This is a genomic window from Micromonospora sp. NPDC047756 (genome assembly GCF_055587245.1).
Window position 1 is genome coordinate 314777 of record NZ_JBVJGQ010000001.1, and the last position, 15511, is coordinate 330287.

Annotated in this window: 10 protein-coding genes; 1 reads left to right on the plus strand and 9 read right to left on the minus strand. The window is 70.9% G+C overall.

The window, feature by feature from the left end; all coding sequences use genetic code 11:
- The first annotated feature begins 55 nt into the window (after positions 1–55).
- Positions 56–1288: an MFS transporter gene (locus ACZ6NZ_RS01490; protein WP_465854818.1), complete on the plus strand. Its 1233-nt coding sequence runs from the start codon at positions 56–58 to the stop codon at positions 1286–1288.
- 105 nt (positions 1289–1393) lie between these two features.
- On the opposite strand, the gene ACZ6NZ_RS01495 is transcribed toward ACZ6NZ_RS01490, so the two are convergent.
- The 9 genes from ACZ6NZ_RS01495 to ACZ6NZ_RS01535 form a co-directional block, all read right to left on the minus strand.
- Positions 1394–2752, minus strand: coding sequence for a glycoside hydrolase family 6 protein (locus ACZ6NZ_RS01495; RefSeq protein WP_465854820.1), 1359 nt, complete (start codon positions 2750–2752; stop codon positions 1394–1396).
- Between the two features lie 160 nt (positions 2753–2912).
- The gene (locus ACZ6NZ_RS01500; RefSeq protein WP_465854822.1) at positions 2913–5750 is read right to left on the minus strand and encodes an AfsR/SARP family transcriptional regulator; all 2838 of its coding nucleotides are present in this window, start codon (positions 5748–5750) and stop codon (positions 2913–2915) included.
- A 147-nt stretch (positions 5751–5897) separates the two neighbouring features.
- On the minus strand, positions 5898–6875 hold the full coding sequence (locus ACZ6NZ_RS01505; protein ID WP_465854824.1) for a carbohydrate kinase family protein: 978 nt from the start codon (positions 6873–6875) through the stop codon (positions 5898–5900).
- A 14-nt stretch (positions 6876–6889) separates the two neighbouring features.
- Positions 6890–8335: an adenosylhomocysteinase gene (ahcY, locus tag ACZ6NZ_RS01510; protein ID WP_465854826.1), complete on the minus strand. Its 1446-nt coding sequence runs from the start codon at positions 8333–8335 to the stop codon at positions 6890–6892.
- 143 nt (positions 8336–8478) lie between these two features.
- Entirely contained in the window at positions 8479–9756 is a 1278-nt protein-coding gene (locus ACZ6NZ_RS01515) for a CE1 family esterase (RefSeq protein WP_465854828.1), read from the minus strand.
- A 213-nt stretch (positions 9757–9969) separates the two neighbouring features.
- A complete protein-coding gene (locus ACZ6NZ_RS01520; RefSeq protein WP_465854830.1) occupies positions 9970–11115 on the minus strand; it encodes an alanine racemase in 1146 nt (381 codons plus the stop codon).
- Positions 11112–12710 carry an IucA/IucC family protein gene (locus tag ACZ6NZ_RS01525; protein ID WP_465854832.1) on the minus strand — a complete coding sequence of 533 codons (1599 nt, stop codon included), beginning with the start codon at positions 12708–12710 and terminating at the stop codon, positions 11112–11114. Before ACZ6NZ_RS01525 ends, ACZ6NZ_RS01520 begins: the two co-directional genes overlap by 4 nt.
- Positions 12707–14335, minus strand: a complete 1629-nt coding sequence (locus tag ACZ6NZ_RS01530; protein ID WP_465854834.1) for an IucA/IucC family protein — start codon at positions 14333–14335, stop codon at positions 12707–12709. The genes ACZ6NZ_RS01525 and ACZ6NZ_RS01530 overlap by 4 nt, the downstream gene beginning before the upstream one ends.
- Positions 14332–15501: an ATP-grasp domain-containing protein gene (locus tag ACZ6NZ_RS01535; RefSeq protein WP_465854836.1), complete on the minus strand. Its 1170-nt coding sequence runs from the start codon at positions 15499–15501 to the stop codon at positions 14332–14334. The genes ACZ6NZ_RS01530 and ACZ6NZ_RS01535 overlap by 4 nt, the downstream gene beginning before the upstream one ends.
- Positions 15502–15511 lie beyond the last annotated feature (10 nt).

Sequence of the window (15511 nt, forward strand, 5' to 3'; positions counted from 1 at the left end):
CAAAATCCAGTTAGCCGGGATCATTCATTGACGTTCGCGATCTGGGAGGTAGCCGATGGCACCCCACCGACGCGCGGTCTGTGCCCTCGCCGCGTTGTCCGCCGCCACGTTCTGTTACGTCACCACCGAGGTGCTTCCGATCGGGTTGCTCACGCTGATCGCCCCAGACCTGGGACGCTCCAGGTCCGAGGCGGGCCTGCTGGTGACCGGGTACGCCGTGGTGGTCATGATCGTGGCACTCCCGCTGACCCGGGTCACTCGGCGTGTGCCCCGGCGTCCGCTGCTCGCCGGCGCCCTCGGTGTGTTCGCCGCGGCGACGGCGGTGTCGGCCTTCGCAACCTCCTACGAGGTGTTGCTGGCCGCGCGACTGGTGTCCGCCATCACGAACGGTGTCTTCTGGGCTGTGGTGTTCCCGGTAGCGATCTCGATGTTCCCCGCGAACATCCGCGGCCGCATCGTGGCTCGGTTGTCGATCGGTAACGCCCTCGGCCCGGTCCTCGGCGTACCGCTGGGCACCTGGCTGGGCGGGCAGGCCGGGTGGCGGGCCGCCTTCGTCGCGATGGCCATCTTCGGCGTCGTCACCTGCGTCGCGGTCGCCCTGCTCCTGCCGAGCGTCGCACCGCACCAGAGGGCCGGAGACATCGGGCCGATGCCGGACCGGGCACGCTTCGTCGTGCTCCTTCTCGCCACCGTCCTCGCGGTGACCGGCGCCATGGGCGCGTTCACCTACATGACGGTCTTCCTCCTCGACGTCAGCGGCTTCGCCGCAGCATCTCTCGGTCTGTTGCTCTTCGTCCAGGGCTCGTTCGGCGTCGCCGGGACCTGGACGGTCGGCCGTGTCCTGGACCGGTTTCCGCTCGGCGTCGTGCTGGTCCTGCTCGGGCTCCTCACCGCCGCGATGCTCGGCCTCTCTCTGGTTGGCGCGAGCAAGGTGCTGACGATCCCGTTGCTGGCCGTGGCGGGAATGTCGTTCAGCTCGCTGATCGCGGGAATCCAGCACCGCGTCATGCAGGTGGCCCCGTCGACCACCGACATGGCGTCGGCCAGCCTCAGCGTCGCGTTCAACTTCGGCCTCGCGGCCGGCTCGTTGATCGGCGCGGGCCTGCTGGCGACAGCCGGGGTGCGCGTCATCCCGTTGTTCGGTGGCCTGCTGACAGCCGTGGCGATCGCGTTGCTCGCCGGCCACGAGATCTCCCGCGAGAGACTGAGGAGCCACAGCAGTTGGTCGCTGCGGCCGACCCGTGGTCGGGGTGCCGAGAAGCCACCGGCCACCAGCGTGCGGACATAGCTGGCGCGGCGTCCCCTCAGCCACGGCACGAACGCCACCTCAGATGGCGAGAAACGGCCCGGCGCGGAGGGGATCCTCCACGCCGGGCCGCCGCACCGATTCAGATCAGTTGGTCACACAGGCGGCCGACACACCCGGGCCGGTGCCGGTGCCCTGGAAGCCGAAGTTGGTCGACTGCCGGCCGAGGACACGTCCGTTGTAGCTCACGTTGGTGAACCCGACGGATCCGCTGACGCCACTGACCTGCGCGTTCCAGGCGCTGGTGACAGCGCCGTTGGGCAGCGCGACGGTTACCGTCCAGCCGTTGATGTCCGACTGGCCGGCGGTGACCGTCACGCTCGCGGTGAAACCGCCAGCCCACTGGTTGACCGCGATCGACGCGTAGCAGCCGTCACCGGCCGGCGGGGTCGTCGGCGGAGTAGTGGGCGGGGTGGTCGGCGGAGTAGTGGGCGGGGTCGTCGGCGGGGTGGTGGTGGGCGGGTTCGGCGCGCCGTTGGCCAGGCTGAAGGCCAGTTCGGGCTGGAACGAGCCGGCCGTGAAACGGCAGCCGTCCGCCTCTCCCGGCGGCTTCACCCACAGGTACGCGTCGATGTTGCCGTCATTGGTGTTGGTCGTCGGGTACTGCCCGATGCGCCGGTCGGTGTTGTCGTCGCCGCACCAGTCCCCACTGGCACCCCCGTTGCGGCTGGTGTCGATGACCTGGCGCTTGCCCGAGATTCCCATGCCGTTCAGAGCGGAGATGACCGCCCGACCGAAGTTCGCCTCGTTGGAGGTGGAGTTGTAGTTCGAGACGTTGGTGAAGAAGCCGTCGGCGTACTGCACGCCGGCCGCCCGGAGCCGGTTGGCCGTCTCGTTTGCGCTGTTCCAGGTGGAGTGGCCGCCGTCGAGGTACACCTTGGCGTTGGGGTTGCCCGACTTGATGGTCCGGGTGGCCGTCGAGATCGCCGCGTTGCGCGCGTTGATCTCGGCGCTGCTCAGGCAGGTCAGCAGAGCGAGCGAGTCGGTCTCCAGGATGATGATGACGGTCTGGTTGCCCAGTCCCCTGGCGAAGTTCGACACCCACGTCTGGTACTGGTTGAGGTCCGGCGCGCCACCGGCGCTGGCACCGCCGCAGTCCCGGTTGGTGATCTCGTAGACGGCCAGAACCGGGATCTGCTGCGCCGCGTTGGCGGCGCCGATGAACCCGGAGACCTCGGACTGCACGGTCGAGGGGTTGAAGTTGGCGAACCAGCGCGCCTGCGGCTGACTCGCGATCTTGTCCCGGATGACGGCCGTACGCGAGTCGCCCGGGTTGGCGGCGACCCAGCGGACGACGGCCGAACTCGGGTCACGGTAGAGCGCCCCGGACAGCGTGCCGGCGGAGGCGCTGCTGACGGCGAGGCAGACGCCGACGGCGGTGGCGCCCGCGACGGCCGCCACGCTGAAAGCCGCCGATCTGCGGCGGAGCGAGGAGAGGATAGCCACGACGTGTTGCCTCCAGATCACATAGATGTATCTAAGTTCATGGGAGCGTTCCCATGGACGTTAGCGGAGGCGGGCACCGCTGCCAAGATGTGAACGCCCGTCGATGGCTCGGATACCGGTGTTTGTGGCTCGATGTCGGGGTGTCACCACTGGCCGAGAGTCAGGAGCCGTAGATGCTGACCTTCAACTTTTCGCGAATGGCCGCCGCCTGCTCCTCGTCGCGTCCGTTGTAGACGTCCAAAGCCTGGTGCCACACCTTCCACGCGGCGGCCAGGTCACCCACGGCCTCGTAGGTGTCGCCGAGGCGGGCCAACGCGCTCGCCTGGAGCGTCGTCTCACCGACCTGCCCGGACAGGTCGACCGCGCGCCGCCCGCAGGAGAGCGCCTGGGCGTGGTCGCCTCGTTGGTGGTGAACGTGCGCCAGGCTGTCCCACACGTACGCCTCGCCGTGGAGGTCGCCCAGGCGTTGCATGAGAGCAACGGCGCGTCCGCAGTAGTCCAGCGCGCGGGCATGGTCCCCCAGCAGACTGTGATACCACCCGACCGCGTTGAGTGCGCTGGCCTCACCGGATTCGGGGCCCGCGTGCCGATGAAGGTGCAGCATCTGTTCGGCGTGCGCCAGCGCGTCACGGTAGCGCCCCTGACGCTCGGCCAACCAGGCCAGGTTGCTGTGGACCTGCGCCTGCTCACCCCGGTCCCTGATCGCGACGGACAGCTTCAGAGCAGACCCGTGGTGCTGGCGGGCCCGCTCGTAGTGCCCCAGCCGGGTGTGGGCGTTGGCGAGGCCCCGATGACAAAGGGCCTCGGCCCGGCGGTCCTTCAGCCGCTGCGCGGCGACGAGACCCGTGGTCTCGACCGCAGCCCACTCGTGCCACCACCCGTACCGGTTGAGGAAGGTGGTCAGGGTCCAGCCGAGTTGCCATGCGTGCGAGTCGAAGCCGTTCGAGGCCGCCATGTCGACGGCCGTGACGAGTGCCCGCCGTTCGTGCGTGAACCAGGTGAACGCCGCGTCGCTGTCGGTGAGGATCTCCATGGTCACGCCGGGCTGCGGCGCGGCGAGGTCGATCGAGTCACGCCGGTGCGGATAGATCAGGCGATCGGCGACATGGGCGGTGTGCAGGTAGTGGTCGAGCATCCGATGCCGCGCGGCGCGCAGATCGTGCTCGGTCTCGTGGACGGCGACGAGTTCGCGCGCGTATGCGCGGAGGAGATCGTGCAGCGCGTACCGGTCGGTCGAACGTCGCTCGACCATGTGGACGGCTACGAGGTCGGCCAGCAGGCGACTGGTCTGGTCCAGCGGCAGGCCGGCCAGGCTGGCGCAGGTCGAGGCGGCCATCGCCAGGCCGTGATGCAGGCCGAGCAGACGAAACAGTCGGGCGTGTTCCGGGCCGAGAGCGCGGTAGGAGCCGGAGAGAACCGTCCGCAGGTCGGACTGCGGATCGTCTCCGGCAAGAACGTCCAGGCCGCTGCCGCTCCCGAGGCGACTGGCGAGGACCTCGATCGAGAGCTGGGCGTCGGTGGCCGCACGCGCCGCGACGATGGCCAGCGCCAAGGGTAGTCCTGCGCACCGGCGGATGATCTGGTCGACGGCTTCCGCGTCCCGCACGACCCGGGCGACGCCGAGGCGGCGGGTGAGCAACTCGTGCGCCTCCACCTCGGTCAACATGCCGAGCGGCACGGGTTGAGCCCCTTCGTTCACGACGAGTCCGGTGAGCCGGTTTCGACTGGTGACCACGACCAGGCAGGACGGGTTGCCCGGGAGCAGCGGGCGTACCTGTGCCGCATCGCGGGCGTTGTCCAACACCACCAGCACCCGCCGGTCGGCCAGGACGCTGCGGTAGAGACTCGCCTGGGCGTTGAGCCCGGGCGGTATCCGGTCCGGCGGAACGTGCAGCGCTTCCAGGAAGTCTCGGAGGACGTCGGTCGGTTTGAGGGTTTCCGTCCCGTCCGGGCCGAACCCGTCCAGGTTCACAAAGAGCTGTCCGTCGGGGAACCGGTCGCGGACCCGATGTGCCCAACGGACGGCCAGCGAGGTCTTGCCGACACCGGCGTGGCCCACGATGGACAGCACGGCCGGGTACGCCTGGTCGGTGGGATCGGTCGGCAGAGCCGCGTCCAACTCGGCCAGACTGTCAGAACGTCCGACGAACAGGGCCCCTGGCAGAGGGAGTTGAGCCGGGTGAACCCGTGTCGGACCGGCACCGGACGCGATGGCGACGCCCTCGGGACGCGCCGACGGGTCGAGGGCCCGGTCCTGCCGAAGAATCGCCTCGTACCTCTTACGCAGTTCGTCGCCCGGGTCGACGCCCAGCTCGTCGGCGAGCGTGGAAGCGACGCGCTGGTACGCCTCGATCGCCTCGGCCTGCCGCCCGGACTGGTAGAGGCCGGTCATCAGCATGGCCGCGAGCCGCTCACGCAGCGGATGTTTCGCCACCAGATCAGACAGCTCGGCGACCACGGCGGCCCCGCCGCCGACGGTCAACTCGCATTCCAGACACTCTTCGAGAACCGCGAGGCGCATCTCCTCCAACATCGCCGCCTCGCGCTCCAGCACGAGCCCGTTCAGATCCGCGAGCGCGGGACCTCGCCACATCGACACCGCCTGACGCAGCACGACGGCGGCCTTACGCTTGTCATCGAGCGCTACCAGGCGTCGCCCGTCGGACACGGCGTCCTTGAAGCGGGCGAGGTCCAGCTGACTCGCGTCGACCCGAAGCCGGTAGTTGGCGCGCTCACCGGACAGCAGGTGTGCCGCACCGTGGCGATCAAGTGTGCGACGCAGCCGCCAGATGCCGCTGTGGATCTGGTTGCGAGCTGTCGCGGGCGGGTCGCCGCTCCAGGCGATGGCGATCAGGTCCGCGGCGGACACCAGTTGACCGTGGCGGAGGAGCAGACCGGCCAGCAGTCTTCTCTGCCGCTCGCCGCCCAGCTCAACGCGTTGGTCGGCCGCGCGAACCTCAAGCGGCCCGAGCACCATGAAGTCGATCGGCACCGCCACGATGACACACCCCCGTTATGCAGAGCGGCCCGAAGGGTAGTCATCCGGCTTCACTGTGTCAAGATCAAGCTTCGCAGATCGTCGTGAATCGGCCGCGCTGACGCCACCCCGGCCGCACCGTCCGGGAGGGGCCCCGGGCTGGCCCGGTCAGACCCGAGCCAACCCCAGCACCCGGACGTCGACCGCGGCGTCCAGGCCGTAGGAGTCGGCGATGCGGCGCTCGAAAGCGTCGGCATCGACCGCGTATTCCTGCGGGCCCTCCACCTCCAGCACGTGCGCCGCCAGGACGCAGCCCACCTGCGCCGCGCGCTCGATGGGCAGGTCGGCGGCGAGCGCGGCAAAGAAACCGGCCCGGAACCCGTCACCGACGCCGGTCGGATCGACGATGCGACCCACCCGCGCCGCCGGGACCACAAAGTCACCCTCCGGCCCGGTGACGCGTACCCCGTTGGCGCCCAGGGTCACGACCCGCACGCCCACGCGGCGCAGGATGTCGTCCTCGCTCAGCCCGGTCTTCGACTCCAACAGCGCCGCCTCGTACTCGTTCGTCAACAGATAGCGAGCGCCGTCGATCATCGCCTCGATGTCGGCCGCCGGCATCCGGGCCAACTGCTGTGACGGGTCGGCGGCGAAGGGCAGGCCCAGCCGACGGCAGGCTGCGGCACGGTCGAGCATCGTGTCCGGGTTCTCCGCGGCGACGATGACGAGCCCGAGCCCGCCGGCCCGGGCGGCGACGCCGTCGAGGCTGATCCGATCGGGCTCGCCCATCGCGCCGGGATAGAACGAGGCGATCTGGCAGAGGTCGGAGTCGGTGGTGCAGATGAACCGGGCGGTGTGTGCGATGGAGCTGACCTGCACCTCCGAGCAGTCGACCCCGTGCCGCTCCAGCCAGCCGCGGTAGTCGCCGAAGTCACCGCCGACCGCGCCGAGCAACACCGGCCGGTGCCCGAGTTGGGCGAGCCCGAAGGCGATGTTGGCGGCGACCCCGCCGCGCCGGACGACCAGGTCGTCGACGAGGAACGAGAGCGAGACGGTGTCGAGGCTGCCGGCGATGAGTTGCTCGGCGAACCGCCCCGGGAAGCGCATCAGGTGGTCGGTCGCGATCGAGCCGGACACGGCGATCATGCGGACGGGCCCTCTCAGTAGCGGTAGTGGTCGGGTTTGTAGGGCCCTTCGACCGGAACGCCGAGGTAGCCGGCCTGCTCCTTGGTCAGTTCGGTGAGGCGGACGCCCAGCGCGGAGAGATGGAGTCGGGCCACCTTCTCGTCCAGGTGCTTGGGGAGGGTGTGGACACCGATCGGGTACTGGTCGCTCCTGGTGAACAGCTCGATCTGCGCGATGGTCTGGTTGGCGAAGCTGTTCGACATCACGAAGCTCGGATGCCCGGTGGCGTTGCCCAGGTTCAACAAGCGGCCCTCGGACAGCACGATGATCGAGTGGCCGTCCGCGAACCGCCACTCGTCCACCTGCGGCTTCACGGTGATCCGCTCGACATCGTCGCGTTTCGCGAGCCCCGCCATGTCGATCTCGTTGTCGAAGTGGCCGATGTTCCCCACGATCGCCTGGTGCTTCATCCGCGCCATGTGCTCGTTGGTGATGACACTGAAGCAGCCTGTCGCGGTCACGAAGATGTCCGCGGTCTCGACCACGTCGTCGATGGTCGCGACCTGGTAGCCGTCCATCGCCGCCTGGAGGGCGCAGATCGGATCCACCTCGGTCACGATGACCCGCGCACCCTGACCACGCAAACTCTCCGCGCAGCCCTTGCCGACGTCGCCGTAGCCGAACACCACGGCGACCTTCCCGCCGATCAGCACGTCGGTGGCCCGGTTGATCCCGTCGATCAACGAGTGCCGACAGCCGTACTTGTTGTCGAACTTGCTCTTGGTCACCGAGTCGTTCACGTTGATCGCCGGGAAGAGCAGGCTCCCCGCCTGCCGCATCTCGTACAGCCGGTGCACGCCCGTGGTGGTCTCCTCGGTCACCCCCCTGATCCCGGCCGCGATCCGCGTCCAGCGACGGTTGTCCTCACGCAACGACCGCGTCAACACACCGAGGATGACCTCGTACTCCTCGGAGTCCGCGCTCTCCGGCGACGGGACCGCGCCGATCGCCTCGAACTCGGCGCCCTTGTGCACCAGCAGCGTGGCGTCACCACCATCGTCGAGGATCATGTTCGGGCCCTGCCCGTCCGGCCAGAGCAGCGCCTGCTGGGTGCACCACCAGTACTCGTCGAGGGATTCGCCCTTCCAGGCGTAGACCGGGACACCCGCCGGGGCGTCCGGGGTGCCGGTCGGGCCGACCACGATCGCCGCCGCCGCGTGGTCCTGGGTGGAGAAGATGTTGCAGGACGCCCACCTGACCCGTGCGCCGAGCGCCACCAACGTCTCGATCAACACGGCCGTCTGGATCGTCATGTGCAGCGAGCCGGTGATCCGGGCACCCGTCAACGGCTGCCGCGAGGCGAACTCCCTCCGGATCGACATCAGACCGGGCATCTCGTGCTCGGCCAGCTCGATCTCCTTACGCCCGAAGGCCGCCAAGGACAGATCCGCCACCTTGAAATCGCTGAAGTCGAAAGTCATTTCCGCACCTCCCCCACCAGTGTCAAGAACCGATCGAGTTCGGTTCAACCGCGCACTTGCTCGGTGGGGGGAGACTCGACAGGCCCGTCAGCTCAGCAGCGGGGCCCGGAGCCAGTTGGCTCCGGGCCCTGCCTCTGCCGAACTCAGGGGCTGGTGCAGGTGACGTTGCTGGCCGCGGTGGCACCGTTGCCCGTGGCGGTGAAGCCGAAGGTGGTCGATGCGTTCGGGCCGACTGTGCCGTTGTAGGCGGCGTTCCTGACGGTGACACTGCCGGAGGTGCCCGTGTTGACGCCACTCCACAGACTGCTGATGGCCTGCCCGCTGGCCAGGGTCATGCCCACCGTCCAGCCGTTCAGGGGCGTGGTGGAGTTGTTGGCCACTGTTACCTCCACCTGGAAGCCGCCGGGCCAGGTGTTTGTCGTCCGGTAGGTGGCGGCGCAGGTGCCGGGCCCCCCGGTGGGCGGGTCGGTCGGCGGATCGGTCGGCGGGTCCGTCGGCGGGTCGGTCGTCGGCGGGGTGGTCGACGCGAACTGGCTGAAGAACCTCCAGATCTCCCCCGAGGTCCAGGTCCGCGAGTCGTTGGGGCTGCCCGACCCGTCCACCGGGCTCGGGGTGTGGTCCCCGTCGAACGCCGCCCACTGCACCGGGTAGCCGGCCCGGCAACCCGCGTACGCCGTGGTGATGTGGGTGAGGCTGCCACGGCTCGGCTCCCGTGGGCTCTGCGCGGTGCAGCCGTTGTTTCGGACGAACGTGTCGCGCAGTTGCCGACCCTGGGAGATGTTCAGCACGCTGTCGTAGATGCCGTGGATGCCGAAGTAGGCGACCGGCTGGGTGCCCCCGTTGCACCCGCTGAGGTTCGCCCCGGAGATGACGGTGACCGCGCGGATGATCGTGGGCCGGGCGCACGCCACCGCGTAACTCATCGCTCCGCCGTAGCTCCAGCCCAGGGCGAATCGCTGGCTGGTGTCCACGCACAGATCGTTCTCGATCTGCCGGGAGATGTCGTCGAAGAGGGTCAGGTCCCGACCGTTGGTGTTGGCCCAGCCGGCGTTGAGACCCTGCGGGGCGACGAAGATCGCGCTGTTGTTCGACAGCGGTTGGAGCCCGTAGTAACCGGCCGAGGTGACGTTGTTGGCCGAGCCGTTCAACCAGTGGAAGCCGAAGATCAGCCGGTAGGGGCGGTTGCGGTCGTAACCGTCCGGGATCCGCAGGTTGTACGTACGACTCTGTCCGCTGCTCTGAATCGTCCGCGTCCCGCTGGTGAGTGTGGGGGCCTTGCCGCAGCCGGCGGTCGCCGCGAGGGTGCCGTTGGTGGCGGCCACGGCCGTCGCACCGAAGCCGCCGCTCAACGCGCCGCCGGTGGCCGCGAGCACGAGCGCCGCGGCCGCGATGGATGGGAGGAAGAACCTACGTCTCAGCATTGCTGGGGCTCCTTGCCGTTCGACGACCAACCGGGGTCGTCTGGCATCGACGGGGGCCCGGACTGGTCACCGACCGGGAAGGCGGCGGGAGGGGGCGGGGCCCCTCGGCGCGTCTTCGCCGCTGGCTCGGGTGACCGGGAGCGTGCCCTTCACTCCCGGGATGAAAGATAGCATGTTATCGATAACACACCGATCCGATCGAGCCTGCCGGGCTCACGTCCCGAGCGGCCGGGCCGCCCACTCGTCAGCCACTTCACGCAGGTCACCGGTGCGAAAGAGCGGGGGTTCGTGCAGCAGGAAGTCACGGTGGCTGATGTTCCAGGCGTACGCCCCGGCCATGGCGAAGGCCAGCACGTCGCCCACGCCGATCGGCCCCGCGGTGGCCGAGAAGGACAGCACGTCCTTCGGGGTGCAGAGCTGCCCGACCACGGTCACCGGCCCGCCGTCGGTGCGGGGGCCACCGGCACCCGGCCGTGGGTGCACGGTGAACGGCTGCGCGTGTCCCTTCGCCGCCGGAGTCCGTAGGTGGTGCGTCCCACCGGCCACCACCACGAACCACTCGCCGTAGGAACGCTTCACGTCGACGACCTCGGTGAGGTACGCCCCGCAGTATGCGGTGACCGACCGGCCCGGCTCGATGCGCAGCCGCACGCCCGGGTGCCGGTCGAGGACGTCGGCCAGGGCCTGGCCGTAGCCCGCCCAGTCGAACCGCGCGTCCGGGTCGGTGTAGTCGACGGTCATGCCGCCGCCGACGTCGACCTCGGCGGCATCGACCTCGGTCACCGCCCAGTCGACCACGGCGGCGGCGACCGTCGCGGCGAGCGGTGCGTCCACTCCGCTGGCCAGGTGGGCGTGGATTCCGCGTACGTCGATGCCGGCGGGCGGGCGGCGGGCGCACGCCACCGCGTCGGCCGGGTCCATGCCGAACGGGCTGGGTCCACCGCCCATCACCAGGCTCGCGCCCGGCGCTTCGACCGGCAGGTTCACCCGCAGCAGCACCTGGGCCGACCGGCCCGCCGCGGTGGCCAGCGCGCCGAGTCGCGCCAGCTCGCTGGGAGACTCGACGTGGATGCGGTGCACCCCGGCGGCGAGAGCGGCGGCGAGGTCCGCGTCGGTCTTGCCCGGTCCGGCGTACGCGGCGGGCGCCCGTCCGGGCAGCACCTCCGCCAGCCTGCGCAGCTCGCCCCGGCTGGCGGCCTCGAATCCGTCGACGATCGGCGCGAGGGTGCGCAGCACACCGGCATCCGGATTGGCCTTGACCGCGTAGAGCAGCTCGACCGGCCGGGGCAGCGCCGCCCGGATGGCGCGGGCCTCCCCGGCCAGCGCGTCGAGGTCGTGGACGTAGACCGGCCGGCTCATCGTGGCCCACCCATCGGGTTCGGCACCGGCACGAACGGCGCGGCCCGGTCGGCGTCACGCCGCCACCGGACCAGCAGGTTCGCCTTGGCCAGCAACGGTTCCCCGGTCAGCAGCGCGCGCAACTCGGCCGGCTCACCGAGGTCGGCGGTCACCGCCTCGACGACGGCGCGCAGCTCCTGCCACAGCCGCCGTTCGATTCCCGGCCGCGCGTCGGCGAGGGCCCCGCTGATCCCCCCGAGGTGGTTGACGAACAGGCAGTAGACGATCCGGCGGTGAGCGGCCCGGGGACTGGAGCGGACCTGCGCCGGGACGCCGTGCGGCCAGGTGTTCCACCGGTCGGCGTCCAGCTTCACCCCCTCCAGGTCGCGCAGCAGCATCCGTACCGGATGGTGATCCCGGTCGAGCACGACGACCACGTTCTGCAGGTGCGCCTCGTGCACGACGCCGTGGCTGAGCCAGCTGCGCAGCACCGCCGGCACCAGCAGGCCGACGTACGCGCGCCACCACGCCACCGGATCCGATGTCACCAGCGGCGTCGCGGCCAGAGCCGCGGCCAGCACCGGGGTGTCGCCGGGACGCAGGTGCGGACGCAGACCGGCGCGCAGGATCGTCCCGTACGCCTCGTCCGGGCCGGCAACGTCGACAGTGCGGTAGGCGGGCTCGGCCAGCAGCCGCACCCCGTCCGGCAGCGGCACCCGGGCCAGCAGATCGGTCAGCGCCACCGCTCCGGTCAGCTCGTATCGGGCGTTCTTGCGCAGACAGTTGGTGATCCGCACGTGCAGGCTGGTCTTCACGAACAGGTCGGCCCCGGGGGCGTAGAGGGTCCGGACGCTCGCCGTGGGTCGTACCGGCACACCGGCCGCCCCCAGGTCGCGCAGCCCTGGGTGGGTGGGTGGGATCAGCGACAGTTGCCAGGGGTGCACCGGTAGGACGCGGTAACCGCGCGGGGGACGTGGCGGGTCGAGCGCGGTCACCAGCGGATCGAACGGCCCCGCGTCGGCGGTCAGGTCGTCCGGTACGGCCAGCCAGTGCAGCCGGAACGCGGTGCGCAGCTCCGGCGCGTACGCCCGCCAGCTGTCCGGGTCACCGCTGCGCCACTTCGGGGTGGGGTGGTGCGGGTGGCCGAAGACCAGCGACTGCTCGGAGTCGACGTACGCGTCGATGGCGGCCTCACCGGTGGGGGTCGGATCCTTCGCCGGTCGGTCGGCCAGCAGCCGGGCCACGGTCTCCCGACTGGCCCTGACCTGCTCGGCGAACTCCTCGTTGACCAGGCCGGTACGGGTGGTGAGTTCCGCCGCGACCAGGGCGGCGAACCCGTCCGCGTCCAGGTCTTCCCACCGTCCGCCGCCGGTGCCGCGTTGAACCGGGCCGCTGTAGCGGTGCGCGCCGAGCGGCGAGGTTCGCGCGACCTCGCAGCGCACTGTGGTGTCGAGGTGCCGCAGGTGCAGCCGTACTACGCCGTCGACAACGGTCGGGGTGCCGTCCGGCGGGGCCAGCTCGCGCAGCAGGCAGCCGAAGAGGGCGTGGGCGGCGGCCAGGTCGGCGCGCCGACCGGTGTCGCTGGCCGGCCGGGAGCGCAGCTGGGCGCTCGTCATCGTGTCTCCCGGAGGTAGTTCGGGCCGGTGCGCAGGTAGTACTTGTTGATGTCGGCGCAGCCGAGCCGCTGTTTGGGCAGCAGGGTGCCGGCGGTGAGCATCGCCTTGATGGGCAGCCGGGCGGCGTGCAGGACCCGCTCGGTGAAGGTCCGTACCGCCGGTCCGTCGCCCCACCGGTCACGGGCGGCGGCGAGCCGGGGCACCAGCGCCTCGGCGGGTGTCGGCACCGGCAGTCCTCGGGCGGCCAGGGCGACCAGGGGCGCGGCGGCGGCCAGGTGCAGGGTGATGGTGACGAACACGTCGGCCAACTCGTGCGGGTCGCGCGCCCACATCCGGTCGTCGCGCAGGGCGAGCCCGTTCGCGCCGCCGTGTCGGGGGTCGAGCCGGGCGCCGTCGTTGTCCTTGTAGAGCAGGCCGACAGCCCCGTCCGGATGCACCAGCAGGTGGATGTTCTGCGGGTGCGCCTCCAACGCGATGCCGTGGCGCAGCCAGAGAAAGACGTGCCAGTCGAGCAGCAGGTCCAGGTAGGACTCCAGCAGCGCGACAGGCTGGTGCGGGCTGATCCGTTCAAGGACCGTGCCCGCCACCGGGTCGGCGGCGGCGAGGGCGGCGACCGGCACCACCTGGACGCCGGCCAGGTCGCGGGGAAATCGGCGCAGCAGGAAACCTCGGCGCTCGTCGCCGTCGACGTGCGCCCAGGTGCTCTCGTCGGCGTGCCGGATCCGGCCGGCGAAGCCGGGTTCGGCGGTGGCGATCCGGTCGAGCAGCCCGGCGACGGCCGCGCCGTCGGCGAGCGAGCCCGGTTGCAGCGTACGTCGGTTACGCGCGCCGAGACTCGCGGTCGGCAGCGGCAGTTTCAGATGCAGGTACGGGTCCTGGTCGAGCGCCACCGTCCGCATGGAGAGGGTGGGTCGCACCGGGGTCACCGGCAGGTCGACCACCGGGAGCGCGTCGCGGGTCACAGTGATCGGATGCGCTGGCAGCAGCAGCTGATCCGGTCGCGGCGCGCTCGGCCACCACGTTGGCAGCTCGCCCGCGAGTCGGACGTCGTCGGCCGGGGCGGCGTACCAGCGCAGGGCGAACCGTGGGGCGTGCTCCGGGGCGTACCGGATCAGTTCGTCGTCGTTGAGACCGTGCCGGCACCGGTCGGTGGGGTAGACGGGATGGCCGTGGTGGGCGGCGAGCACGTCGTCCAGGAGCGCCGCCGGCAGGCCGGTCGGGGTGGTGGCCCGCGCGGCGGCCACTGCGGTGAGCACCCGCGCGCGGTTGCCGGCGGCGAGGCGTCGGGCCCGCAGGTCGGCGCGGCACTCGACGCCGAAGTCCCGCCAGCCGGCCTCGGCCTCGGCGTTGTCGTACGGGGCGAGCAGCGCCAACAGTCCGTCCAGCGTCTCGGTGCGCTGCGTCTCGCCGGCGCGGGTCACCAGCAGCACCGTCGGCGCGGCACTGCGCAGGGCCTGCTGAAAACCGTCCGCCCGGACCGGAATACGCAGCAGGCCGTCGGAGTGCGGCACCTGCCACCAGCCGGGGCCGTGCGCTCGGCCGGCGCTGCTCAGACCGAGGTGATCCTCGCGCAGCAGGGCGTCGAGCACCCGGGCGATCACCTCCCGCTCACAGTCGTCGCTCACTCGACGATGGTCCACTGGAGGCGCTCGCGGAGGGCGGTCAGCGACTGCCGGACGGTGGCCTCGTCGGGACCGATGCCGTGCAGCACGGCGAGGTAGTCGCGGTTCGTGCCGGTGTGTTCGGCGGTGCGGCCCACCTCGCGCAGCGGACGGCAGCCCAGCCGGACGTCGCCGTGGACGGTGTCGAGGGGGCCCGGTGCGGCGACGAGACGGCCGGACCGGTCCGCGCAGACGTACTCGACCCGGGCGTGGCGGTCGACGGTGCCGGGGAGACCGAGGGCGGCCAGCGGTTCGCCGAGGTGCAGCCGGATGACGTACTCGAACAACGGCACACCGAGCAGGTCGGCGAGGATCAGGTCCATCCGGTCACCGATGAGACGGTAGTTCACCTCGATGAGCCGGACCCGGCCGTCGGAGACGACGTACTCGGTGTGGCAGGCGCCGAAGCCGACCCCGAGGGCGTCGAGCCGCTCCCGTAACCGGGTGCGTGCCTGCTCGGTCGGGGGCGACCAGGCGAGGTTCTGCTCGGTGAAGGTCGGCGGCGGGCCGAGACCGGTGCGCCATCCGCCGATCGAGGCCAGCTCGGTGCCGTCGCCGAGGGTCTCGAAGGTCCGCAGCTCGCCGGCGAGGTACTCCTCGACCACCAGTGCCACGTCCGGCCGCCGGCCACGGATCTCGGCGACCCGGGCGACCAGCTCGGCGTGGTCGGTCACCAGGTAGGCGTCCTCACTGGCCACCCCCTCGCGGGGTTTGACCACCGCCGGGAACATCAGGGTCGGCACGTCCGGCGTGGTGCCGGGGTCGACGGTGACGGTGCGTACCAGATCGAGGCCCGCAGCGGCGATCGCCCGGCGGGCCGCGGCCTTGTCCTTGCAGAGACGGGCGGCGTCCGGGTCCTTGCCGGGCAGACCGAGCTTTCGGGCGGCGATCGCGGTGGCCTCCTGGAGATGGTCGCTGTTGGACAGTAGCGCCACCGGCCGGGCGGGTGCCGCCGCCGCTACCACAGCGGCCGGGTCGCGGACCGCGCAGCGCGCCACCCGCACGTCGGACGGCCATTCGGCGGGCCGGTCGGTCAGTACGGTCGCCGACAGCCCGAGCGACGCCGCCGCCGGGAGCAGCCCGTCCAGGAGCGCGTCGGTGGGGTTGAGCGCGGTCAGGTACAGCTGCATACCGCCTCCG

Excerpts from the sequence above, each read along its gene's own strand:
- ACZ6NZ_RS01490 (WP_465854818.1), top strand. The coding sequence starts at position 56 with ATGGCACCCCACCGACGCGCGGTCTGTGCCCTCGCCGCGTTGTCCGCC.
- ACZ6NZ_RS01525 (WP_465854832.1), bottom strand. The coding sequence starts at position 12,710 with ATGACGAGCGCCCAGCTGCGCTCCCGGCCGGCCAGCGACACCGGTCGG.
- ACZ6NZ_RS01505 (WP_465854824.1), bottom strand. The coding sequence starts at position 6,875 with ATGATCGCCGTGTCCGGCTCGATCGCGACCGACCACCTGATGCGCTTC.
- ACZ6NZ_RS01515 (WP_465854828.1), bottom strand. The coding sequence starts at position 9,756 with ATGCTGAGACGTAGGTTCTTCCTCCCATCCATCGCGGCCGCGGCGCTC.
- ACZ6NZ_RS01535 (WP_465854836.1), bottom strand. The coding sequence starts at position 15,501 with ATGCAGCTGTACCTGACCGCGCTCAACCCCACCGACGCGCTCCTGGAC.
- ACZ6NZ_RS01520 (WP_465854830.1), bottom strand. The coding sequence starts at position 11,115 with ATGAGCCGGCCGGTCTACGTCCACGACCTCGACGCGCTGGCCGGGGAG.
- ahcY (WP_465854826.1), bottom strand. The coding sequence starts at position 8,335 with ATGACTTTCGACTTCAGCGATTTCAAGGTGGCGGATCTGTCCTTGGCG.